Genomic DNA, 22,721 nt, shown 5'->3' with positions numbered 1-22,721 from the left:
ATCCCCCGTACGAGCGCGAGGAGTTGGGATGATGCCGTGCTGGTATGACGGCCCTCTTGCCGCCTTCGACACCGAGACGACGGGGATCGACGTCGAGCGGGACCGCATCGTCTCCGCCGCGCTGGTGGTCCAGGAGACCCCCCGTTCGGCGCCCCGCGTCACCCGCTGGCTGATCAATCCCGGCGTCGAGATACCGGAAGCCGCCATCGCGGTGCACGGTCTCACGGCCGACCACCTCGCCCTGCACGGCCGCTGGCCGGCGCCGGTGCTGGAGGAGGTGGCGCGGGCCCTGGCCGCCCAGTCGGTGGCCGGCCGTCCGCTGGTGGTGATGAACGCCCCGTTCGATCTGACCCTGCTGGAACGCGAGTTGAAGCGGCACCGCGCCAGCTCGCTGGACGCGTATCTGGGCGCGCATCCGCTGCGCGTACTGGATCCGCGGGTGCTGGACAAACACCTGGACCGCTATCGCAAGGGCCGCCGCACCCTCGCCGACCTGTGTGTGCAGTACGAGGTCGAGCTGACCGAGGCGCACGACGCGGCCGCGGACGCGCTGGCCGCGCTGCAGGTGGTGCGTGCACTGGGGCACAGGTTCGAGGATCGGCTCAAGGGCCTGCACCCGGCGGAGCTGCACACCCGGCAGGCGGTCTGGTACGCGGCCCAGGCCCGTGGGCTGCAGGCGTGGTTCGCGCGCAGCGGCAGTACGGAATCGGTGGATCCGCACTGGCCGCTGCGTCCGGAACTCCCCGCCGCGGCCTGATTCGGCATCAGGAATTCCGCGTGGCCGGCCGGTCGGCAACCGGTCGGGCGACCGCTCGGCCGGCCGGGAAAGAAAGAGGCGGAATTCCGTTTCCGGGTCGCTTCTCGCGGCGGCAGAACGCACCGGCAACAGAACTTTGCGGCACGGAACTCCCCACTACGGAACTCCACTCCCGCACAACTCAACAAAAAGAACCGGGCCACCTTTTGGTGGCCCGGTTCTTGATCCCGGTGGGCGATACTGGGTTCGAACCAGTGACCTCTTCGGTGTGAACGAAGCGCTCTCCCACTGAGCTAATCGCCCGGGTGTCCGGCGGGGATTCCCTCGCGAACGACCTGAACAATACAGGCCGCGCGGGCGTTCCATCAAATTTCCTCAGGTCCGGGCCAGCCAGCCGGCCAGCCCGCGCCGCCCGGCCCGCATCATCAGGGCGTGATTGGCGCGGAACAGCGGCCGCGCGAGCAGCCCGACGCGCCGCATCAACGGCTTGCGGACCTCGACGTCCTGCTCGAAGACGGCGCGGGTGCCGCCGGCGCCGGGGCGGACCGTCCAGCGCGCCCAGCCGGCCAGATCGCCGTGCATCGCGATCTCCAGAACGCCCGCGCCGGGGTCCCGTACCCGCTCGGCGGCCACCACCCTGAGGTCGTACGGCAGCAGGGAGCGGAAGCGGGCGGTCCCGGTCCGGTCGTCGAGCCGGGTCACCTCGCGCACCTGTGGCCACCACTGCGGGTAGCTCTCGGCGCGTTCCAGGACGGCGTAGACGACGGCCGGCGGGGCGTCGAGCAGCCAGACGCTGCGGAAGCGGTAGCGGTGCAGCCGGCGGGACCAGTCGGGCATGATCCCAGTGTGCGCCCCGCGGGAGGGCGGGCGCCCAACGACGGCGAGGGCCCGGGCACTTGAGGTCTCCGGGCCGGCACGCACCAGGACGCGCAAAAGGGGCGGCGTGACCCGCGGTGTCCGCGAGTACCCGCCGCCCCTCGTGACGTGGGCGATACTGGGTTCGAACCAGTGACCTCTTCGGTGTGAACGAAGCGCTCTCCCACTGAGCTAATCGCCCGGGCGCAACGCCAACATTACCCCACGTCGGCGGGCACTTGTGACCACGTTCCGGCCACTCGTCGCTCCGGTCACTCGGCCACGTTCCACGGCAGCACCAGGCCGAACTTCCACGCGTAGACCGCGACCCCGGCGGCGATGATCGTCACGCCGAGGGCGGTCAGGATGATGTTGCGGCGCCGCACCTTGGGGTCGAGCGCCTTCTGGGCCGCTTCGGTGACCTTGCGTTTGGTCCAGCGCAGGACCAGCTGGGCCCAGACGAATTCGGTCGCCCAGATCGCCATGCCGGCGAAGATCACCAGCCAGCCGGGACCCGGCAGCGGGAGCATGATCACTCCGCCGGCCACCACCGCGAGACCGACCACGAAGACGCCGACCTGCCAGCTCAGGTGCAGCGGCCGGGAGCGCTTGATGAAATGCGGCGCTCGCGAGCCGAGCGGCTGCTCGGGCGGCACGGTCTCCTCCTCGACTACCCCCGGCCCCCCGTTACTCAGCGTATTCATACCGTCAAACTTACCGGACGGGAGGGGTCCGCGGAATTACCGACGAGGACGATCTCGCAATCCGCCGTAAGAGGTACCTGAAGCCACCCAAAACCGTCAGAGGGGTTTACAACGGCACCGTAGGTGGCATGTCGATTTCGCCGACGTGCGAATCCCCGAGCGCACACTGAGCGAAAGGCCCTGGCGCTTATGAACACCACGGTCAGCTGCGAGCTGCACCTGCGCCTCGTTGTGTCGAGCGAGTCCTCACTGCCTGTACCCGCGGGCCTGCGGTATGACACGGCCGATCCCTACGCCGTGCATGCCACCTTCCATACCGGAGCCGAGGAGACCGTCGAGTGGGTGTTCGCCCGCGACCTCCTCGCCGAGGGCCTGCATCGGCCCACGGGCACCGGAGACGTCCGCGTATGGCCGTCCCGGAGCCACGGGCAGGGCGTGGTCTGCATCGCCCTGAGCTCCCCGGAAGGCGAAGCCCTGCTCGAGGCCCCCGCGCGGGCTCTCGAGTCGTTCCTCAAAAGGACGGATGCCGCCGTACCGCCCGGTACGGAGCACCGGCATTTCGATCTCGACACGGAGCTGTCCCACATCCTCGCGGAGAGCTGAGACGCAGCACGGTTACCGAAAGCACCCATCCGCTCACACTTGCGCCCGTCCGACTCGGGGAGACGGCGCAGGACCGACAAGTTCATACGGCAGAGTTCGGCGTCGTCGCCGCGGAGCCACCGCGGGAGACGGCGCCGAAGCTTGTCCCAGGCGCTAGAGTCGGCGACCATTCGGCCACGACACCGGGGGCGGTACCCGTCCGGCCCCTCTGCCAGGGAGCGGAACCGTGATGATCACCCATGACACCCGGTGCGCGCTGGACGCGGTCGTCGATCTGCTCAACACCGCTCCGGAGGGCGAGTCGCCCGGCGCGCCGGACAGCCTGACCGACGCCTCGGCCGTCGAGGACTTCGCCCGCCGCAACAACTTCAGCGACGTGGGCACGCTCGGGCCGGACGACCTCGCGGCGGTACGCGGGGTCCGCGCACGGTTCGCCGAGGTCTTCGCCGCCGAGGACAACCGCACCGCGGCCGCGCGGCTCAACGCGCTGGTCGCCTCGGCAGGCACCACCCCGCAGCTGACCGACCACGACGGCTACGACTGGCATGTGCACTATTTCGCGCCGGGCGCGTCGGTGGCCGACCGGCTGGCCGCGGACGGCGGGATGGCGCTCGCCTTCCTCGTCGTGGCCGGTGAGCGCGAGCGGCTGCGGCGCTGCGAGGCGCCGGACTGCCGGCACGCGTTCGTCGACCTCTCCCGCAACCGTTCGCGGCGCTACTGCGACAGTCGCACCTGCGGCAACCGGCTGCATGTCGCGGCCTACCGCGCGCGGCGCCGGGAGGCCGCGGGCTGACGGCCGGTACGGACCGGCTGACGGCTCGTGCGGCCGGTACGGGCGGGCCGTACGCCGGCCTCACAGGATGAAGAGGTCGTGTACGGCGCCGAGGAGGAGCAGGCAGCCGATGACGGCGAGGAAGAGCATCAGCGGCGGCTGGGACAGCGCGAACAGGCAGCCGCGGGGTTCGGGGGACGGGGCGTCGTCTTGGGCGAGGGCGCACTCATCGTTCATCTCGCGCGCATCATGGCGCACATGATCTTCAGAGTGCGCCCAAATGGCGCCTCAGCAGCGGGAGTTCATCAGATCCCGTGCTTTTTCAGGATCGCTTCGATGTCCGAGAAGTCATCCTTGGGAGCGCTGCCGGCCTGCGGGGCCTTCCCCTTGCCGGCCGGCCGGTCCGCCGTACGGCCCGCGCCGAGGGACGGTATGGAGGCCCCCGGAGCCACCGCGTCGGGCGTGGCGCCTCCGGCCGCCTTGCGGTCCCTGCGGGCACCGATCCCGCCCCGGCGGCGCTCCACGGCCCGGCTGATCATGAAGAGCAGGAACGAGAGCGCGAGCAGGCCGAAGCCGGCCCAGACCGTGGGCTTGAAGACGATGTTGGTGACCCAGTCGATGACGCCGGTCATCACCAGGCCGATCGGGATCAGGGAATAGGCGGCGATGCGGGTCGCGGCGAGGAAACGCTTGCGGTACGCCGTCAGCGCGGCGATGGCCAGGCCCGCTGCCGACACCGCGGCACAGACGGTCGAGGTCAGCATCCGGTCCTCCTGCCGGTGAAAGGCGAGCAGTCCCTCTGCTCCCCTCCATCCTGCCCTGTGCGGGCCCGCCCCGGCCATGTTCCGGCACCGGCTTCAGGGTCTTCTCCGGGTCACCCTCATCCCCAGGTCCGGGTTCGGCCCCCAGGCGGCGGGCTGGAAGACTGGTCCCATGAACGACGCCACCACCCCCGCCCCCGCCCGTCCCGTCCTCGACGTGTGGTGTGAGCTGCAGTGCCCGGACTGCCACGCCGCGCTGGCGGATGTGCGGGCGCTGCGCGAGCGCTACGGCGACCGGCTGGACGTCCGGCTGCGCCACTTCCCCCTGGCGAAGCACAAGCACGCCTACGCCGCGGCCCAGGCCGCCGAGGAGGCGCTGGCACAGGGGCAGGGCTGGCCGTACGTCGAGGCGGTGCTGGCGCGCACCGAGGAGCTCGCCGCCCGCGGCGAGAAGCTGCTGCTGGAGGTCGCCGGGGAGCTGGGTCTGGACGCCGAGGAGCTGGACACCGCGCTGGTCGACGGGCGGCACCTGCTGATCGTCGACGCCGACGAGGCCGAGGGGAAGGCGATCGGCGTGACCGGCACCCCGACGTATGTGATCGGCGGTGAGCGGCTGGACGGCGGCAAGAGCCAGGAGGGGCTGCGCGCCCGGATCGAGGAGATCGCCGACCGGCTGCTGGCCGGTCAGGACTGAGCCGGTCAGGGCCGGGCCGGTCAGGACGGCGCCGGACGGGACCGGGCCGCCCGGGGGCGTCGCAGCGCGGCCTGGCGCCCTACAGGATCGGCTTCCACAGCAGGTATCCGGTGGGCCGGTGGCCCAGCGACTCATAGAGGCCGAGGGCCGGCGCGTTGCCCGCGTAGACATTGAGGCCGAGGGTGGTGCGGCCGGCCGCGAGGGTCTCGCGCTCGGCGATCAGCATCAGCGTGCGGCCGTGCCCCCGCCCCCGGTGTGCCGGGTCCACCTGCACATCGACGACGTAGCCGCCCGGCTGGTCCGGCATCCGCAGGGCGAGCCAGAGCCTGCCGACGTCCGCGCCGTCGTGGGAGAGGATCCGCAGGACCTGGTCGGGGGTCTCCGCCCCGTCCGGCAGCAGGGCGCGGTGGCCCTTCACCGCGATCTCCTCGGCACGGGCCCGGGACATCCCCTGGTCGGTCTGCGTACGGATGTGCTCGGCGAGCGCGGCCTCCCGCCAGGCCGGGTACTCCGCCTCGCCCAGCGGCCGGTCCGCGACGTCCTCGGGCAGCCGCGGCGGCCTGTCGAGGGCTTTGCTCAGGGTGCGGCTGCGCTCGGTGTAGCCCAGGGCGGTCGCGAGCCGCAACGCGGCCTCCGCCTCGGCCGGGACGGTCACCTCGATCTGGCGGCAGCCCCAGCCCCGCAGCACCTCCTCGGCGGCCAGCGCCGCGACGGTGGCCCGGCCGCGGTGCCGGTCCGGCGGGTCGATGGCCAGGTAGGTGATCCGGCCCGCCGTCGGCCCGAAACGGGCGTCGGTCGACAGCCGGACCGTGCCGACCCGCCGGCTGTTGACGCAGACGTCGTACGGGCGGGCCCGGGTGCCGTCGTCGTGGTGTTCCTCGGGTCCGGCGGGGCGCAGCGTAGTGGTCACGGGGACTTTCTACTCGCCCCTGAGCGGGCCCGTCATCACCCCGGACGGGGGCCGGTTCTCATCGCGGGTCGAAGTCGGCGGCGGACTGCTCGTCGAAGATCCGCATGGCCTCGGCGGTCACCGGGCCCGGCCGGTCGGCCAGTTGGCGGCCGTCGATCCGGGTCACGGCCTGCACGTCGCGGAGGGTGGAGGTCAGGAAGATCTCCTCGGCCCGCTCCAGGACGTCCAGCGGCAGATCGGTCTCCTTGGCGCCGGCCCAGGTGACGGTCAGCGCGCGGGTGATGCCGGCCAGACAGCCGGAGGTGAGCGGCGGGGTGTGGAGTTCGCCGTCCAGGACGACGAAGACATTGGAGCCGGTGCCCTCGCAGAGTGCGCCGACGGTGTTGGCGAACAGCGCCTCGGTGGCGCCCTGTTCGCGGGCCCGCGCCAGGGCGACCACGTTCTCGCCGTACGAGGTGGTCTTCAGGCCGGCCAGCGCGCCGCGTTCGTTACGGGTCCAGGGGACGGTGACGGCGGCGGTGGTGTCGGGGCGGCGGGTGGTCGCGGAGAGCGCGACGACCAGCGTGGGGCCGGCCTCGCCGCGGTCCGAGCCGAGCGGGGACTCGCCACCGGTGTAGGTGATCCGTACCCGGCCCAGCGGCACCGGGTTGGCGTCGAGGACGGCCTCGCAGCCGCGCCGCACCTCGTCGAGGTCGGGCTCGGGCAGGCCGAGGCCGCGGGCGGAGGTGGCCAGGCGCTCCAGGTGGCGGGTGAGGGCGAAGGCGCGTCCGTGGTCCGCCTTGACGGTCTCGAAGACGCCGTCGCCGACCGTCAGCCCGTGGTCGAAGACCGAGACCCGGGCGTCCTCGGCGTCCCGCAGTGCCCCGTCCAGCCAGATCCTCATCGCTCTCCTCCGTTCGGCTCGTTGCGCCCCGACGCTACCGCGAGCAGCCGGCTCGCCTTCAGTTCGGTCTCCGCCCATTCCCGCTCGGGGTCGGAGTCCCAGATGATCCCGGCGCCGGCGCCGAAACGGAGGACCGGCCCGTCGGCGGGGGTGCGGTCGATCCAGAAGGTCCGTATGCCCACCGCGAGCTCACCGGTGCGGCGGTCGGCGTCGACCCAGCCGATGCCGCCGCAGTACGGGCCGCGGGGCGCGGTCTCCAGTTCGTCGATGATCCGCAGGGCGCTGGACTTGGGGGCGCCGGTGACCGAACCGGGCGGGAAGGTGGCGTCCAGTAGATCGGTCCAGGCGCTCTTCTCGTTGGCCGGGTCCAGTTCGCCGCGCACCGTGGAGACGAGGTGCACCAGGCCGGGGTGCTCCTCGACCGCGCAGAGTGCCGGGACGGTGACGGTTCCGGTGGCGCAGACCCGGCCGAGATCGTTGCGGACCAGGTCCACGATCATCACGTTCTCCGCCCGGTCCTTGTCGGAGAGGTCCGCGGCGGTCCGGCCGGTGCCCTTGATGGGGCCGGACCACACGGCGCGGTCGTCCCGTCGCAGATAGAGCTCGGGGGAGGCGCTGGCGATCTCCACGCCGTGGCCGGGCAGCCGGATCGTGCCGGCGTGCGGGGCGGGGTTGCCGCGGGCCAGCACCGCGGACAGCGCGTCGACGTCGGCCCGGTCCGGGTCGGGCAGCGGCGCGCTCAGCACCCGGCAGAGGTTCACCTGGTAGACGTCGCCGGCCGCGATGTATTCCCGGACCCGCCGTACGCCGCGGACATAGGCGTCGCGGTCCAGGGAGCTGATCCAGGCCTCGCGCGCGGGGCCGTGCCAGGCGCTGGGGGCGGGGGTGTCGGCCGGGGTGGCGGGGCGTACGTCGGCGAAGCGGGCGCAGACCACCTGGCCCTCGAAGTCGGCGGCCACCGCCCACCAGCCCGTCGAGTCGAGGGCCGCGGGATCGCTGGTCACGTCCCGTAGATCGGTGGCTATCAGGCCGCCGAAGCGGGCCATGGGAGCGAAGTCGTGCACGTCAGCGAGTCTATGGCGGGGGCCCCGGGCGCGCCTGTGCCGGGCGAGCAGCGCAGCACGCTGCACAAACGCGTTTTTGTACTGGCCCCGGAATCCGCTAGAGTTCAACACGTCGCCGGGACGCGGAAGCGCCCCGGGGGCCGGGTAGCTTCCCGGACGTAGTCTGGGAGAGACACCTGCGGACGTAGCTCAGTTGGTAGAGCACCACCTTGCCAAGGTGGATGTCGCGAGTTCGAGTCTCGTCGTCCGCTCGATGTGGGGGATCTTCCCGAACCCCCTCACTCCTGGTGGAGTGGCCGAGAGGCGAGGCAACGGCCTGCAAAGCCGTCTACACGGGTTCAAATCCCGTCTCCACCTCCAAGGACGATTAGCTCAGCGGGAGAGCGCTTCCCTGACACGGAAGAGGTCACTGGTTCAATCCCAGTATCGTCCACTGGTCCGGCTCCGGCCGGGCCCCCGCGCGATTAGCTCAGCGGGAGAGCGCTTCCCTGACACGGAAGAGGTCACTGGTTCAATCCCAGTATCGCGCACGCAACCGTGGGTCTTCGTGATCCATGGTCCCGAGGACGATTAGCTCAGCGGGAGAGCGCTTCCCTGACACGGAAGAGGTCACTGGTTCAATCCCAGTATCGTCCACACCGCAGCCCGAGGGCCGGAGCGTTTCGCTCCGGCCCTCGGCTTTTGTGCCGTGCCGTGCCTACCGGTCACGGGCTTTGGCGCGGGCCCGCCGGCGGGAAGCCGCCGGCCGGGCCGGGTGTGACCGTTCAGGACGAGAACAGCATGTGGCCGAGGCCGCGGTGATGACCGTGGTGCCCATGGTGGCCGTGGTGGCCGTGGTGCGGGGCGCCCCAGGCGGGCGCGGCGGGGTACGCCTGCGGGGCGGGCGGCGGCGGGGCCTGCTGGACCCACTGCGACTCCAGGCGGGTCAGCGCCTCCAGCTCCCCGTAGTCGAGAAAGATCCCCCGGCAGCCGGCGCACTGCTCGATCTGGACGCCATTGCGGTTGTATGTGTGCATCGGTGCATGGCACTTGGGGCACTGCATCGTCGGCTCAACTCCTACTCGTTCGCTGCCGCTCAGCGCGGCGCCACCGGAACGGCCTCCCGGTGACGTGGGGTTCAGCGTACGACGGGCCCGCCGGGTGCCAACTGCTCCGGCCGGGGCGCCATCCGGGCGCAGGCGTCGATGACCGCGGTCGCGGCCTCGTCCAGCGGGCGCTCCCCGGTGACGGCCTTGGCGACGGCGAGCGCGGCGGTCTGCACGGTCAGGGCGCGGGCGGGGACCTCCAACTCGGGCCAGGGGTCGCCGTCGGGGCGCAGGGCCGGTCCGCCCGCCGCGCGGTAGGCGGTCAGGAACCGCGTCCAGATGTCCGGGGCGAGCAGGCCGGTGGCGAACCAGGCGGCGGGACGGGCCAGGTCCCAAGCCCCGTCGCCGAGGCCCAGGTCGTCGACGTCGATCAGGAGCCAACGGCCGCCGGTGGCCGGGTGGCGAACCAGCTGGCCGAGGTGGAGATCGCCGTGGCAGAGGGACGCCGCACGCGGGGGCGGGGCCTCGCCCCGGGCCCAGGGCGGCAGCCCGTCCCAGGCCCGCTCGACGGCCGCGGCGGCCGCGTGCAAGGACCCCGGGACGGCGTCCGCGGACCCGTTGGCCAACGCGGTGCGCAGCCGGGTCAGGGCGCGGGCCGCCTTGGCGGGGCCGCGCATCGGCGGGACCGGGCCGGGGAGTTGGCGCGGATCGACGGAGTGCAGCCGGGCCAGTAGGCGGGCGGCGTCCTCCCAGGGCGCCGCGTCGGGGTCGTCGGGCGCGACCGGGGTGCCGTACGGCCAGCGGGTGAGCGCCCGGCCGTCCTCGGTGAGGGTGAGGAGCCCGCCGGGGGCGGTGAGCGGGAGCGGGGGGAGCAGGATCCCGTGCAGGAGCGGATGCGCGGCGATCCTCAACCGGGCGGCGAGGTCGTGGGGGTCGGCATCGGGGGCGTGCGCCTTGGCGACGGCACGGCCGCTGCGGACGACCATGCCGTCGGGGCGATCGGCGAGGACTTGGGGGTGGTGGGGGTCGGGGGTGAGGGCCTTGGGGTGGTCGGCCGGCGTCCCGGGGTTGTGGGCGGGGTGGTCGCTGATCGCCTCGGGGTGGTCGGTGAGCGCTTCTGGGGCAGGCGGGGCGGGTGGGGTGTCGGCGAGACCGGGGGATGCGGCGAGGGCGGCGAGGCGGACGGCCAGCGGCGTGGTCATCGCTCCCCTCCCCCGGGCCTGGTCGGTGTGCGCGCCTTGCCTGGGCGGGCCCTGGGGGATCGTACGCGGCGGGACCGGCGGGTTGGGCGGGGCGTTGCGGTGACGGCGCACGTGGGAGGGGGCGGGTGGGGCGTTGCGGTGGCGGCGTACGCGGGAGGGGCGGGTGGGGCGTCATGGTGAGGGGCGTACGTGGAGGGGCGGGGCGGAGCGGGGCGTCGCCGTGGTGTGCGTATGCGGAAGGGACGGTGAGGGCAGCGCCGTGATGTGCGTACGCGGGAGGGCGGGGCGCGGGGGGGTACCGTGGCGTGAGCGTGCGCGGGGAGGGCGCTCGTCGGAGGTGTGCTTCGGCGGGCGGGCGCGGTGTGCTTCGGTGGGCGGGGGCGGAAGCTCGACGGCCGGGCATCTCCCCAGATGCCCGGCCGTTCGTGCCGTCCGCCGCACCCCCGTCCCCACGGGGTATTCAGCCGGAGGTCCCCGTCCCGGGCCGCTCTCCCGGGGCCTGGGGTGCCGCTCAGCGCCCCAGCATTCCGGCCACGGACGACGCCTGTGTGATGACGGCTTCCCAGCCGCCGAAGACCACGGCGAGCAGGAACGCCAACGGCAGCACCATGGCCACCGCGACGAGGGGATGGCGGGTGCCCGAGGACTGGTGGCCGCCGAGCGCCGCGGCGGCCTTGCGCCCCTGCGCCCGAAGGGCCGTCCGTCCTGAGGTCCGATCCATCGTCCGCTCCCGTTTCGTCTCTGGAGCGGCGGGCGTCTGACCTCGGGGGACGAGTGCTGCGCCCGCCGCTTGATGACAACACTAGGCACGCGGCGGAGGGCGGGCGTCATGCCGTCGTACCTATTGGTCGGCCTCCAGGAGGATGACGGGACGGGCCGTCATGTACTCCCCTGGGTGGAGAAAACCCCTGAGAACTCCGGGACATCCCCCAGGGGTAGCCACCGGACCGCAGGTCCGACGGTCCGCCGGTGCGGCGAACCCGCAGGTCCGGCCGCACACAGACGCGGCGGCAGCAGGTCCGACGGCCCGCACGTCCGGGTGCACGCATGCGTGACCTCGCTCACGTCGGCGGCGGCCCCTCGCCCCGCCGTCGGGGAGCCGCCGGCAGCCGCGTACGCCGGCAACGTCAGCCGCCGGGAGCCGCGCCCGTCGCCCCCGTTGTCCGTCCTCGATCACCTTTCGTCGTGTCAATCCCCCTTATGTGATGGATCATTGGGCGCGCGGGTGGGAAACCGGGCCCGCCGCACGCCCCTTTCCCCTCCCGCACTCCGAGGATCGCACCCGCCACTGACAATCCGGTTGCCGACGCATGCGCGGCCTCTCAGCACAGCGAGCCGTCAATCCGTAAGCTGTGCCACGTCAGACGGTTGGCAGCGGAGGGGCCTCCCACCGCAGGTAGGGGACGGACATGGCGATGATGCGGCTCCGGCGCGAGGACCCGCGTGTCGTCGGGACGTTCCGGTTGCACCGCCGGCTCGGCGCGGGCGGGATGGGCGTGGTCTACCTCGGCTCGGACAAGCGCGGGCAGCGGGTGGCGCTGAAGGTGATCCGGCCGGACCTGGCGGAGGATCAGGAATTCCGCTCGCGGTTCGCCCGTGAGGTCTCGGCGGCCCGCCGGATCCGCGGCGGCTGTACGGCGCGGCTGGTCGCGGCCGATCTGGACGCGGACCGCCCGTGGTTCGCCACCCAGTACGTCCCCGGGCCGTCGCTGCACGACAAGGTCAACGAGGAGGGGCCGCTCTCCCCCGCGCAGGTCGCGTCCGTCGGTGCGGCGCTGTCCGAGGGACTGCTGGCCGTCCATGACGCGGGTGTCGTGCACCGCGACCTGAAGCCGTCCAACATCCTGCTGTCGCCCAAGGGCCCGCGCATCATCGACTTCGGCATCGCCTGGGCGACCGGTGCCAGCACGCTCACGCATGTCGGTACGGCCGTCGGGTCGCCAGGCTTCCTGGCGCCGGAACAGGTACGCGGGGCCGCGGTGACCCCGGCCACCGACATCTTCGCGCTGGGCGCCACGCTGGCGTACGCCTGCACCGCGGACTCCCCGTTCGGGCAGGGCAGTTCGGAGGTCATGCTCTACCGGGTGGTGCACGAGGAGGCGCAGCTCGCCGGGGTGCCGGACGCGCTGGCGCCGCTGCTCGCGTCGTGTCTGGCCAAGGATCCGGCGGACCGGCCCAGCACCTTGTCGCTGTCGTTGCGGCTCAAGGAGATCGCGGCCCGGGAGGCGCACGGTCTGTCGGGCGGTCTGTCAGGAGGACTTTCGGGCGGACTGTCGGGCGGACTGTCGGGCGGGCTCCTGCCCAACGGGTCCGGCGGCGGAGCCGGATGGGGCCGGACGGAGCGCCGTCCGTCGGAGCGGCCGACCGGACAGCGGGCCGAGGAGTACGCGCGCCAGCGCACCGAGCGGCGGACCGCGGGCGGCTCCGCGCCGCGGCCGCATGCGTCGCGTCCGCCGGCGCCGCGGGACGGGGCCGTCGGGCGGTCCGGCGGTCCGGCTTCCGGTGCAGGTACGGGTGCGGGGGCTGGTGCGGGCACCGGTGGGCGGAAGAATCCGCGTACCGCGGGGCGGAACGCCCGACGTGTCCCGGCGTCGCGGCCGACGGGGCGAAACGGTTCGCGCACCCCGGTCCGTACGACCTCGGGCGGTCGCCGGCCCGGCCCCGACCGCCGGCTGCTGCGCCAACGGGTCATCGTGTTCGTCGTGGTGACGCTGCTGGTCGCGCTGGGTATCGCGGCGGCCCAGGGCTGCCAGGGGCCGGCCCGCGGGATGGGGGCGGGTCCTGCGGAACGGATTGCTCCGATTGTGCCCACGGGGAGCCCGGCTGCTGCGGGCAGCGGTCGGCTGGCGCCGGGCGGGGCCGCGGGCGCGCGGTAGGCGTGCGGGCGGCGGGCGCTGGCCTGCCCGGGGGCAGGGCCGTGGCAGTGGCGGTGGCGTGCGTCCGCGGGGTGGGGTTCGGGCTTTGCGTAGCGTGTCGGGCGGGGGCGGTGGGCGGACCTTAAGGGGTGGGGGAACGGATCCCCTAAGGGTCGCGAGGGCCCCCTCGGGGCCGACAACGTGGCGGGGCGGGGAGGTATTCCCTGGGTCGGTGACGGTGGGCACCACGTAGCCCGGCGACGGTGGGGCCACGCGGCAGGATGGCGGTGGGGGTCACCTACGAGCAGCAGGAAGCCAGAGGGCACCGTGGCGGTGGGACCACGTACGAGCAGTGGGGGCCACGTACGAGAAGTCGTGGGAACCGCGTGGCCCGGTGGGGCGGCCGCGCGCGGGGCCGTGGGGTGGGGCGTCGAGCGGACGAACTGGCCTGGTGGAGCGACGGCATGGCCCGTTTGAGCCGGTCGCCGTAAGGCCGTGGGCCGCGGTGGCACGGGCCGTGCGGCCTACTGGGTCGGGGGGCGTCCCGACGTTACTGCGTAGAAGGCCACCGCTGCGGCTGCGCCGACGTTGAGGGAGTCGACGCCGTGGGCCATCGGGATGCGGACCCATTCGTCGGCGGCGCGCAGGGCACCGGTGGTGAGGCCGCCGCCCTCCGCGCCCAGCATCAGGGCGACGCGGTCCAGCGTGTGCGGGGCGGCCTGGTCGATGGTGGCGGCCTTCTCGGCGGGGGTGAGGGCGAGCAGCTTGAAGCCCGCTTCCCGTACGACGGACAGGTCGCGGGGCCAGCTCTCCAGGCGGGCGTACGGGACGGAGAAGACCGCGCCCATGGAGACCTTCACCGAGCGGCGGTAGAGAGGGTCCGCGCAGTCCGGGGAGAGCAGCACCGCGTCCATGCCGAGGGCCGCCGCGCTGCGGAAGATCGCGCCGATGTTGGTGTGGTCGTTGACGGCCTCCATGACCACGATGCGGCGCGCGCCGGCGAGGAGTTCGGCGGCCGTCGGCAGCGGGGTGCGCTGCATGGAGGCGAGCGCGCCGCGGTGGACGTGATAGCCCGTCACCTGTTCGGCGAGGGCCGGACTGACGGCGTAGACCGGGGCCGGGACCTCGTCGATGACGTCGCGCATGACGTCGACCCACTTCGAGGAGAGCAGCATCGAGCGCATCTCGTAGCCGGCGTGCCGGGCGCGCCGGATGACCTTCTCGCCCTCGGCGATGAAGAGTCCCTCCGCGGGCTCGCGCCGGCGCCGCAGTTCGACGTCGGTGAGGCCGGTGTAGTCGGCCAGCCGCGGGTCGTCCGGGTCGTCGACGGTGATGATTTCTGCCACGGGGAGATAGTGCCTTGTCGGTGTCGGGGTTCCAATGCCGGGGGGAACGAATCGGCTGGGGGCATCCCCCGAGCCGATCAAATCTGATGTGTTCCGATCTGAATTGGTCCGGTCCAGTCCGGGCCAGTTCAGTCCAGTTCAGTCCGGTTCGGGCCAATCCGGTCCGGTCAAGCGCGGTCTGGTCCAGTCCGGCCCGGCCCGGCCTGATCCGGTCCAGCCCGGCCCGGCCCAGCTCAACCCGGTCGGTCCGGTCTGATCGGAGAGACGCTCCCGGTCGGCAGTAGGGGGCGCGGGTCAGTCGGTCGTGGGGGCCGTGGTGGGCGCGGTGGTCGTGCCGATGGTGACGACGTCGCCGATGACGATGACCGCCGGCGGCCGGACGCCCTCGGCGCGGACCGTTTCGCCGAGGGTGGCGAGGGTGGCGTCGACCCGGCGCTGGGTGGCGGTGGTGCCCTCCTGGATGACGGCGGCCGGGGTGTCGGCGGGGCGGCCGTGTTCGACGAGCTTGGCGGCGATGGCACCGCTGTTCTCCACGCCCATGAGGACGACCAGGGTGCCGCGCAGCTTGGCGAGGGCGGGCCAGTCGACCAGGGAGCGCTCATCGTCAGGGGCGACATGCCCGCTGACCACGGTGAATTCGTGGGCGACGCCACGGTGGGTGACGGGGATGCCGGCGGCGGCGGGCACCGAGATGGTGCTGGAGATGCCGGGGACGACCGTGCAGGGGATGCCGGCCTCGGCGAGTGCCTGGGCCTCCTCCATGCCGCGGCCGAAGACGAACGGGTCGCCGCCCTTGAGGCGGACCACGGCCTTGCCGGCCTTGGCGTGCTCGATCAGCGCGTTGTTGATGGCCTCCTGGGCCATGAACCGGCCGTACGGGATCTTCGCGGCGTCGATGACCTCGACGTGCGGGGGCAGCTCGGCGAGGAGGTCGCGGGGGCCGAGGCGGTCGGCGATGACGACGTCGGCCTCGGCGAGCAGGCGGCGGCCGCGGACGGTGATCAGGTCGGGGTCGCCGGGGCCGCCGCCGACCAGCGCCACACCGGGGGTGTGCGGGCGGCGGTGGTGCGGGGCGGCGATGCTGCCGTCGCGCAGGCCCTCGACGATGGCGTCACGTACGGCGGCCGAGCGGCGCGGGTCGCGGCCGGTGAGGACCGCGACGGTGACGCCCTCGCTGCGCCCGGTGGCCGGGGTCCAGGCGGTGGCCGCCTCGGCGTCATCGGCGCGTACGCACCACACCCGCCGCTCCTCGGCCTCCTGGGAGGCGGCCGCGTTGGCCTCGGGGTCGTCGGTGGAGATCAGCGCGTACCAGGCCTCGGCGAGGTCGCCGGCCCGGTAGCGGCGGCGCTCCCAGCGGACCTCGCCGGCGTCGGCCATCGCCTCGACGGAGGGGGTGGCGGACGGGGAGATGAGCACGACGTCCGCGCCCGCGGCGACCAGCGAGGGGAGGCGGCGCTGGGCGACCTGCCCACCTCCCAGGACGACCACCCGGCGGCCGGACAGCCGCAGTCCGACGGGGTAGGCAGCGTGTTCGGCGACGTGCTCGGCCATGGCGGTGCGGCTCCTTGTGCGGATGGTGCGAGTTCGAGACCGGATCGGTCGCTGCGGCTCTGGAGCGGCTGATCAGGGAGATACGACCCTCGGGGGTACGGCCCCGGCCCACAGCCTAGGGGGCTGCGGGCCGGGGGTCATGCGGGGCGGCCGCGTTCCGGCCGCACCGCATCAGCTCTTCTCCGTCACTCCGGCGGAGTCGAAGGTGGCGACCTCGTGCATGGCGCGGGCCGCGCTCTGCACGACGGGGAGGGCGAGCAGGGCGCCGGTGCCCTCACCGAGGCGCAGGTCGAGGTCGATGAGCGGGCGCAGGCCGAGCTTGTTGAGGGCCGCGACGTGGCCGGGCTCGGCGCTGCGGTGACCGGCGATGCAGGCGGCCAGCGCCTCGGGGGCGATGGCGCGGGCCACCAGGGCGGCGGCGCCGGCGCTGACGCCGTCGAGGATCACCGGTGTGCGCAGCGAGGCGCCGCCGAGGATCAGGCCGACCAGGGCCGCGTGCTCCAGGCCGCCGACCGCGGAGAGCACGCCGACCGGGTCGGCCGGATCGGGCTGGTGGAGTTCCAGCGCGCGGCGGACCACATCGACCTTGCGGGCGTGCGTCTCGTCGTTGATGCCGGTGCCGCGGCCGGTGACCTCGGCCGGGTCGACGCCGGTGTAGACGGCGATCAGCGCGGCGGAGGTGGTGGTGTTGGCGATGCCCATCTCGCCCGTGAGCAGTGCCTTGTTGCCGGCCGCGACGAGGTCGCGGGCGGTCTCGATGCCCACCTCGATGGCCTTGAGGACCTCGTCCTGGGTCAGCGCGGGACCCTGGGTGAAGTCGGCGGTGCCGGCCCGGACCTTGCGGGGCAGCAGGCCGGGCGTGGCGGGCAGTTCGCTCGCCACGCCGACGTCCACGACGCACACCTCGGCGCCGACCTGGTTGGCGAAGGCGTTGCAGACCGCGCCGCCGCCCAGGAAGTTGGCGACCATCTGGCCGGTGACCTCCTGCGGCCAGGGGGTGACGCCCTGGGCGTGCACGCCGTGGTCGCCGGCGAAGATCGCCACGGCGGCCGGCTCCGGGATCGGCGGCGGGCACTTGCGGGACAGGCCGCACAGCTGCGCCGAGATGATCTCCAGCATGCCCAGCGCGCCGGCGGGCTTGGTCATCCGCTTCTGGCGCTCCCAGGCCTCGCCGAGCGCCTTGGCGTCCAGCGGGCGGATGCCCTGGAGGGTCTCCTGGAGGAGGTCGTGCGGGTGCTCGCCGGGCAGTGCGCGGCGGCCGTAGGTCTCCTCGTGGACGACCCAGGACAGCGGACGGCGCTTCGACCAGCCGGCCTGCAGCAGTTCGGGCTCCTCGGGGAACTCGTCGACGTAGCCGACGCACAGGTAGGCGACGACTTCGAGGTGCTCGGGCAGGCCCAGTTCGCGGACCATCTCGCGCTCGTCGAAGAAGCTGACCCAGCCGACGCCCAGGCCCTCGGCGCGGGCGGCGAGCCAGAGGTTCTCCACGGCGAGCGCGGAGGAGTACGGGGCCATCTGCGGCTGGGTGTGCCGGCCGAGGGTGTGCCGGCCGCCGCGGGTGGAGTCGGCGGTGACGACGATGTTCACCGGCGTTTCGAGGATCGCCTCGATCTTGAGCTCGCGGAACTGCTTGGCGCGCGCCTTGGGCAGCGACTTGGCGTACGCGTCGCGCTGCTGCATGGCGAGCTGGTGCATCTTCTCGCGGGTCTCGGCGGACCGGATGACGACGAAGTCCCAGGGCTGGGAGTGGCCGACGCTGGGGGCGGTGTGGGCCGCCTCCAGGACGCGCAGCAGGACCTCGTTGGGGATCGGGTCGCTGCGGAAGCCGTTGCGGATGTCGCGGCGTTCGCGCATCACGCGGTGGACGGCGGCGCGCTCGGAGTCGTCGTAGCCGGCGGCCGGGGGGCCGGCCGGGGCCTCTTCCGCCTCGGGGGCGCCGTCGGTGGCGTCGGTCTCCGGGGCGGCGGGGTGCTCGTCGGCGGCCTGCGGCTGCTCGGCCGCCTGGGCCGCGTCGGGCTCCTGCGGCTGGTCCTCGTCCGCGCCCTCACCGCGCTGGAGGAGTGCTTCGGCGTCCTGCTGGTGGGGGGCGTCGGCGAGGGCCTCGGCGGGCACCTCTGCGGCGGCCGGGGTCCCGGTGGGGGCCTGGGCCTGCGGAACGGTGTCGTCCGCGGCGGCCTGCGGCTGCTGCCCGGGGGCCTGCGGCTGCTCGTCGGCGGACTGCTCGGCGGTGGCCTGGGCCGGGATGTGGACGATGCCGGGCCGGGCCGCGGCGGCGGGCTCGGCGGGGGCGTCGGCCGGGGTGGCGGGCTGCTCGCCGGCGGGCTGCGGCTGCTCGGGCGCCGGGGCGGGGTCCGCTGCCTGGGCCGGCGTTGCCGCCTCCGCCGCCTCGTCCGTCGCTGCGGTCGCTTCGTCCGTTGCTGCCGGGGCTTCGGCCTCTGCCGTGGCTGCTTGCTCGGCGGGCGCGTGGTCCGGCGTCATGGTGAGCTCCGGCGTCGGGGCTGCCTCGGGAGTCACTGCTTCCTCGACAGTCACTGTGGCCTCCGCCTCAGCGGTCACTGCGGCCTCGGGGGTCGCATCGGCGGGGGTGTCCGGCGTGGCGTCCACGGTGGGCGCTGCGGCCTCGGCGGCCGGGGTCGCCTCGCCCTCGGGGGCGTCCGTGGCGGCAGGGGCTGCCGAGGTGTCCGGGGTGACCGGGGTGACCGCTTCGGGCGGCTCTATGACGGTCTGCTCCTGCTCGACGGGGGTGACCACCTGCTCGACGGGTGCGCCGTCCTCGGCACCGGGCAGGGCCACGGGGCCCTGCGGCGCCGCGACGGCCTCGGGGGCGACGGCCTCCGGAGCGACGGCCTCGGGCTGCGGCCGGGGGGCGGCGTCGGCCGCGACGTTCCCCTCCGCGACCTCGGCCACACCCTGCTCAGACACGTCCTGAATGCCCTGAGCATCCTGAACGTGCGGTACGGGCATTTCCTGGGCGGCGGGAGAGTCCTGGACCGGAGCCTCCTGGGCCGAAGCGTCCGGCGTCCGTACGTCCGGAGTCTGCGGGGTCGGCTGCCCGGTCGGCTGCTCGGCCGCCGGGGCCTCGACGGCCTCGGCCGGTACGGGCTCCGCCGGGGCGACTGCCGGGCCGTCCACGGCCGCTGCCGCCTCCTCGACGACGCCCTCCGCGGGCTGCACCACCGGCTGGGACTGGGCCTGCGGCTGCACCACGGGCTGCTGGTCGGCGGGCTGCTGCTGTTCTGCGGGCAGTTCGCGGTCCTGGGCCACGGGCTGCGCGACCGGCTGTGCGGCCTCGTCCGCCGGTGCGGCGACCGGCTCCGCGGGCGCGGCCGTTTCCGCCGCCGGTGCCGCGTCGACAACCGGGGCCGCCTCCACGGCCGTTGCGGCCTCCGCGACGGGCGACAGCTGATCGGCCACCGACACCTGGTCGGCCGCCGGCATCTGCTCGGCCACCGGTGCCTGCTCGGCGATCACGGCCGGTTCCGGGGCCGGCACCGGCTGGGGCGCGGGGGCCGGGGCGGCCTGGGCCGGGGCGTCGTTCCAGGCCGGCATCTGGGCCGGGATCTCGCCGAGCTGCGGGCCGGGCAACGGGCCCTGGCCGGCGGCCCCGTAGGTCTGCTCGGGGGACAACTGCCCACCGTAGGACTGGCCGCCGTACATCGGCTCGGCGTACGGCACCGCCTCGGGCTGCGGCTGCGGTTCGGCGTACGCCTGCGCCGGGGCCGGCTGGGCGTCCTGGGGTGCGCCGGGGGCCTGCTGTACGGGCGCGGCGGCGTCGAAGTATTCGGGGGTGCCGGCGGACGGGGCGGCGTGCCGGGCGGGGGCGGGGGCGTCGGCGGGGCCGCGGTCGGCGAGCGAGCGGACCACTCCGCCGGTCGCGTCGGGCACCGGCGGGCCCATGTGCAGCGGACGGCGGCTGGGCGCGGCCGCGCGGGCCCGGTCCGGCTGCTGGGGAGCGGCGGGCTGCGGGATGCGGACCGCGCTCAGGTCGACGGAGCCGGAATCCCGGCCGCCGCTCTCGTGGTCGCCGGCCTGCGGGGGCATCGGCTCGTAGCCGGCGGCCCCCTGGGCGGCGTCGAACGGCACACCGTGCTGCGGCTGCTGCGCCGCGCCCTGGTGGGCCTCGTGCGGCAGCGGCTGGGTCGCGGACTGCTCGCTCCAGGCGCCCTGGGCGCCCGGCATGAGCAGCAGGTCGTCGTCCTCGACGCCGGGGTCGGCCTGGTCGAGGTAGGGGTAGTCGCCCTGAGGGGTCACCATGCCCGGCAGCTCCGTGGGTCCGGCGTCGGCAGGGGACGGAGCGGCCGCCGGCTGCGGCTGCCCGGGATGTCCGCCTGCGTTCTCCGGCTGTCCCTCGCCCGGGACCTGGCCGGTGTCGGTCATGCGTACCCCTCGCCCATTGGTAGTGCTCCTTCCAACCGCTCGTGCGACACGCTCGACCGGGGCGCCCCGACGCCCCGATAGCTAGAACGAGCGAGCACGCCTCGCGGCACGTCCACGCTCAGAGCTTCATATTCGTCCAAAACCACGGCATTTTCCGGATATTGGCGTACGAAGCCGAACGTGGAACGGCGGCGCAACGATCCGCCAGCCTACCTCGCGCGGGTTGCCTTCCTGGTCACGGGTGAGGAACGCGATACCCGCTGAGCAAAAACACCACGGACCGCTCGCGTTCGACCCAGACGGAGGTGTCCAGGTCCACGGACTGCAACAGGGCGCACTCGACGTCGTACCCGCCGTCCGCCAGTGCCCGGCCGAGCAGCTCGGCCTCGTCGCGGGTGGCGGCGTGGGTGACGATCCGTTCGGGACGGCGGGCCGCGCAGGCGGTGACGACCTCCGCTCCCCCGCCGCCGATCCGTACCACGTCGGGTTCGGGCAGGTCCTCCAGGATCTGCGGCGCCCGCCCGTGCACGACCTGGAGTTGGACGCCGTGCCGGCGGGCGACGGCGGCGGTGCGCCCGCAGGCGTCCGGGTCGGCGTCGACCGCGATGACCGCGGCGCCGAACCGTGCGGCCTCGACGGCGGCGGCTCCGCTGCCGGCGCCGATGTCCCAGACCAGGTCGCCCACCCGCGGGCCGAGACGGGCGAGTTGGGCGGTGCGCAGCTGGACCGTTTCGCCCTCGGCGAGGGCGCCGCCGTAGGCGCGGTTGGGCAGTCCCCAGCCGCGCGGTCCGGTCGGGTGGCCGACCTCGTGGCCGGCGATCCAGCCGGTGCCCTGGGCCGCCGCGCCGCCCGGTGAACCGCCGACGACGATGACGACGTTGGGGTCGCGCCAGACGTGGTCGGCGGCCTTGTCGGAGGTGAGGACGGTCACCTGCTCGCGTTCGGTGCCCAGTTCCTCGCAGATGACGAAGGTGCGGTGGACGCCGCCGAGCAGCAGGGCGAGTTCGGCGGGGCCGGCGCCGGGCGAGGTGAGCACCGCGACCTTGGTGTGGGCGCGGCAGACGTTGACCGCGCGGCGCAGGTCGCGGCTGTGGGCCACCACGATCTGGGCGTCGTCCCAGGGCATGCCGGCCCGGGCGAAGGCGGCCGCGACGGAGGAGACGGCCGGGACGACCTCGACCTCCAGGCCGTGCTCGGGGGCCCGCAGGGTGCGGACGACGCCGAAGAAGCCGGGGTCGCCGTCGGCGAGGACGACGGCGGTGCCGCGGTGCTGGGCGATCCGGCGGGCGGCCAGGGTGACGCTGCCGAGCCGGATCCGTTCGGCGTGCGGCGGCACTTCGGGCAGTGCGAGGTGGTGGGCGGCACCGGCCACCAGTGTGGCGGCGCCGAGGGCGGAGCGGGCGGCGGCGGTCAGCGGAGAGCCGTCCCATCCGATCACCGTGACCCGGTCGGCCATGCTCGTCAGTCTCCTGGGGCTGCTGGGGGTACGCGGGCGGGGGCGGCCGCGGGGTGGCCGCGGGCCGGTGGCGCGCCACTGTGGTGCGCCGGACGCGGGTCCGCGCTGGTCGCGCGGGTGCGCGGCAGGCCGAGGGTACCCCGAGAGGTACGGACCTGGGCGCGGGCGTGGGTCAGTTCCACTCGGGGTAGGTGAATCCGTTCGCGTCGGCCATGCGGCCGGGGACCCCGTCGAGGTCCTCGGGCAGCAGGCTCCAGACGATCAGATCGGTGCGGATGTCCGTCCAGCCGCCGTCCTCCGTGCGGCTGCGGGCTATCCAGGCGTTGCGCAGGACGCCCTCGCTGATGCAGCCGATCTTCTGGGCGACCTGCTGGGAGGCGGTGTTGTCGGCGGCGGTGCGCAGTTCGAGGCGTTCGAACTTCTGGTCGTGGAAGAGCCATTGCGCGAGGGCGAGGACGGATTCCGAGGCGTAGCCCTCGCCGCGGGCCCAGTGGGCGGTGACGTAGCCGATCTCGGTGGAGCGGATGCGCCAGTCGGTGTGGTCGAGGTGGACGGTGCCGACCAGGCGCTGGGTGAGGAATTCGGTGACGGCGAGGGCGAGGCCGCGGCCGGTGGTGCGGAGCGCGTCGGCCTTGCCGGTGGCCCAGGCGCGGGCCTCGGCGGTGGTGTACGGGTGCGGGAGCGCGGTCCAGGCGGTGACCAGCTCGTCGGTCATCATCTCGGCGAGGGCGGGGATGTCGGCCTCTTCGAAGGGGCGCAGCACCAGCCGGTCCGTGCTGAGGGAGATGTCCGGAAAGGTGGATGTCATGCCGCTGCTCCAACGCCGTTGACCGTGGGTGCTCCGGGACGTCGCGGGATGGTTCAGCGCGAGGTCACGGGCCGTCTGACCGTCTTGAATGCACCAGC

General features: G+C 73.8%; 20 protein-coding genes and 7 tRNA genes. 10 read left to right on the top strand and 17 right to left on the bottom strand.

The genetic code is table 11. The features are described from left to right. The first annotated feature begins 31 nt into the window (after positions 1–31). Complete coding sequence (locus tag ACFV1J_RS29745) at positions 32–757, top strand: exonuclease domain-containing protein (protein ID WP_385863197.1); 726 nt, start codon at positions 32–34, stop codon at positions 755–757. Between the two features lie 231 nt (positions 758–988). On the opposite strand, the gene ACFV1J_RS29740 is transcribed toward ACFV1J_RS29745, so the two are convergent. From ACFV1J_RS29740 to ACFV1J_RS29725, 4 genes are all read right to left on the bottom strand, one after another. Further along, positions 989–1,060, bottom strand: a tRNA-Val gene (locus ACFV1J_RS29740). 72 nt (positions 1,061–1,132) lie between these two features. Continuing rightward, positions 1,133–1,594, bottom strand: coding sequence for an SRPBCC family protein (locus ACFV1J_RS29735; RefSeq protein ID WP_385863170.1), 462 nt, complete (start codon positions 1,592–1,594; stop codon positions 1,133–1,135). A gap of 148 nt (positions 1,595–1,742) precedes the next feature. Then, positions 1,743–1,814: transfer RNA gene (locus ACFV1J_RS29730), tRNA-Val, on the bottom strand. A 70-nt stretch (positions 1,815–1,884) separates the two neighbouring features. After that, positions 1,885–2,316, bottom strand: coding sequence for a TIGR02611 family protein (locus ACFV1J_RS29725; RefSeq protein ID WP_385863168.1), 432 nt, complete (start codon positions 2,314–2,316; stop codon positions 1,885–1,887). A 189-nt stretch (positions 2,317–2,505) separates the two neighbouring features. On the opposite strand from ACFV1J_RS29725, the gene ACFV1J_RS29720 reads away from it, so the two are divergent. Next, a complete protein-coding gene (locus ACFV1J_RS29720; protein WP_003959770.1) occupies positions 2,506–2,919 on the top strand; it encodes an SsgA family sporulation/cell division regulator in 414 nt (137 codons plus the stop codon). A 226-nt stretch (positions 2,920–3,145) separates the two neighbouring features. Further along, on the top strand, positions 3,146–3,712 hold the full coding sequence (locus ACFV1J_RS29715; RefSeq protein WP_385863166.1) for a CGNR zinc finger domain-containing protein: 567 nt from the start codon (positions 3,146–3,148) through the stop codon (positions 3,710–3,712). A gap of 60 nt (positions 3,713–3,772) precedes the next feature. On the opposite strand, the gene ACFV1J_RS29710 is transcribed toward ACFV1J_RS29715, so the two are convergent. Beyond that, positions 3,773–3,928 (bottom strand): hypothetical protein, encoded by a 156-nt coding sequence (locus ACFV1J_RS29710; RefSeq protein WP_199812568.1) that lies wholly within the window; start codon positions 3,926–3,928, stop codon positions 3,773–3,775. 68 nt (positions 3,929–3,996) lie between these two features. After that, positions 3,997–4,455: a hypothetical protein gene (locus ACFV1J_RS29705; RefSeq protein WP_385863164.1), complete on the bottom strand. Its 459-nt coding sequence runs from the start codon at positions 4,453–4,455 to the stop codon at positions 3,997–3,999. 169 nt (positions 4,456–4,624) lie between these two features. Here ACFV1J_RS29705 and ACFV1J_RS29700 point away from each other — a divergent pair, with 169 nt between their 5' ends. Next, entirely contained in the window at positions 4,625–5,146 is a 522-nt protein-coding gene (locus tag ACFV1J_RS29700) for a DsbA family protein (protein WP_385863162.1), read from the top strand. A 79-nt stretch (positions 5,147–5,225) separates the two neighbouring features. Here the strand turns inward: ACFV1J_RS29700 and ACFV1J_RS29695 are convergent, their stop codons facing one another. From ACFV1J_RS29695 to ACFV1J_RS29685, 3 genes are read right to left on the bottom strand one after another with little or no spacing between them, the layout of a single operon-like run. Further along, positions 5,226–6,056, bottom strand: coding sequence for a GNAT family N-acetyltransferase (locus ACFV1J_RS29695; RefSeq protein ID WP_385863160.1), 831 nt, complete (start codon positions 6,054–6,056; stop codon positions 5,226–5,228). 58 nt (positions 6,057–6,114) lie between these two features. Then, positions 6,115–6,939: an aminotransferase class IV gene (locus tag ACFV1J_RS29690; protein WP_385863158.1), complete on the bottom strand. Its 825-nt coding sequence runs from the start codon at positions 6,937–6,939 to the stop codon at positions 6,115–6,117. Beyond that, a complete protein-coding gene (locus ACFV1J_RS29685; RefSeq protein ID WP_385863195.1) occupies positions 6,936–7,985 on the bottom strand; it encodes a chorismate-binding protein in 1,050 nt (349 codons plus the stop codon). Before ACFV1J_RS29685 ends, ACFV1J_RS29690 begins: the two co-directional genes overlap by 4 nt. Positions 7,986–8,181: 196 nt before the next feature. Here ACFV1J_RS29685 and ACFV1J_RS29680 point away from each other — a divergent pair. The 5 genes from ACFV1J_RS29680 to ACFV1J_RS29660 all read left to right on the top strand — a co-directional run bounded on the left by ACFV1J_RS29680 (position 8,182) and on the right by ACFV1J_RS29660 (position 8,639). Then, positions 8,182–8,254, top strand: a tRNA-Gly gene (locus ACFV1J_RS29680). 35 nt (positions 8,255–8,289) lie between these two features. Then, positions 8,290–8,363 (top strand) — tRNA-Cys (locus ACFV1J_RS29675). A 1-nt stretch (position 8,364) separates the two neighbouring features. After that, positions 8,365–8,436 (top strand) — tRNA-Val (locus ACFV1J_RS29670). A gap of 25 nt (positions 8,437–8,461) precedes the next feature. After that, a tRNA-Val gene (locus ACFV1J_RS29665) sits at positions 8,462–8,533 on the top strand. A gap of 34 nt (positions 8,534–8,567) precedes the next feature. After that, positions 8,568–8,639 (top strand) — tRNA-Val (locus ACFV1J_RS29660). Positions 8,640–8,767: 128 nt separating this feature from the next. On the opposite strand, the gene ACFV1J_RS29655 is transcribed toward ACFV1J_RS29660, so the two are convergent. The 3 genes from ACFV1J_RS29655 to ACFV1J_RS29645 form a co-directional block, all read right to left on the bottom strand. Continuing rightward, positions 8,768–9,046, bottom strand: a complete 279-nt coding sequence (locus ACFV1J_RS29655; protein ID WP_030813535.1) for a zf-TFIIB domain-containing protein — start codon at positions 9,044–9,046, stop codon at positions 8,768–8,770. A 74-nt stretch (positions 9,047–9,120) separates the two neighbouring features. Next, on the bottom strand, positions 9,121–10,230 hold the full coding sequence (locus ACFV1J_RS29650) for a phosphotransferase family protein (protein ID WP_385863156.1): 1,110 nt from the start codon (positions 10,228–10,230) through the stop codon (positions 9,121–9,123). 511 nt (positions 10,231–10,741) lie between these two features. Next, complete coding sequence (locus ACFV1J_RS29645; protein ID WP_385863154.1) at positions 10,742–10,951, bottom strand: hypothetical protein; 210 nt, start codon at positions 10,949–10,951, stop codon at positions 10,742–10,744. Between the two features lie 688 nt (positions 10,952–11,639). Between ACFV1J_RS29645 and ACFV1J_RS29640 the strand changes: the two genes are divergently transcribed. Next, positions 11,640–13,106, top strand: a complete 1,467-nt coding sequence (locus ACFV1J_RS29640) for a serine/threonine-protein kinase (protein WP_385863152.1) — start codon at positions 11,640–11,642, stop codon at positions 13,104–13,106. A 503-nt stretch (positions 13,107–13,609) separates the two neighbouring features. Here the strand turns inward: ACFV1J_RS29640 and ACFV1J_RS29635 are convergent. From ACFV1J_RS29635 to ACFV1J_RS29615, 5 genes are all read right to left on the bottom strand, one after another. Next, a complete protein-coding gene (locus ACFV1J_RS29635; protein WP_385863150.1) occupies positions 13,610–14,431 on the bottom strand; it encodes a TrmH family RNA methyltransferase in 822 nt (273 codons plus the stop codon). Between the two features lie 294 nt (positions 14,432–14,725). Further along, a complete protein-coding gene (gene cobA, locus ACFV1J_RS29630; RefSeq protein WP_385863148.1) occupies positions 14,726–15,982 on the bottom strand; it encodes a uroporphyrinogen-III C-methyltransferase in 1,257 nt (418 codons plus the stop codon). Positions 15,983–16,153: 171 nt separating this feature from the next. Continuing rightward, on the bottom strand, positions 16,154–20,359 hold the full coding sequence (gene cobT, locus ACFV1J_RS29625; RefSeq protein WP_385863146.1) for a nicotinate-nucleotide--dimethylbenzimidazole phosphoribosyltransferase: 4,206 nt from the start codon (positions 20,357–20,359) through the stop codon (positions 16,154–16,156). Between the two features lie 235 nt (positions 20,360–20,594). After that, complete coding sequence (cbiE, locus tag ACFV1J_RS29620) at positions 20,595–21,815, bottom strand: precorrin-6y C5,15-methyltransferase (decarboxylating) subunit CbiE (RefSeq protein WP_385863144.1); 1,221 nt, start codon at positions 21,813–21,815, stop codon at positions 20,595–20,597. 172 nt (positions 21,816–21,987) lie between these two features. Next, positions 21,988–22,623: a GNAT family N-acetyltransferase gene (locus tag ACFV1J_RS29615; RefSeq protein ID WP_385863142.1), complete on the bottom strand. Its 636-nt coding sequence runs from the start codon at positions 22,621–22,623 to the stop codon at positions 21,988–21,990. Positions 22,624–22,721 lie beyond the last annotated feature (98 nt).

The sequence above is a fragment of the Streptomyces sp. NPDC059649 genome, assembly GCF_042734445.1.
Classification (GTDB): domain Bacteria; phylum Actinomycetota; class Actinomycetes; order Streptomycetales; family Streptomycetaceae; genus Streptomyces.
The sequence above is the reverse complement of the archived record's forward strand: the minus strand, read 5'-3'. Positions and strand labels throughout refer to the sequence as shown.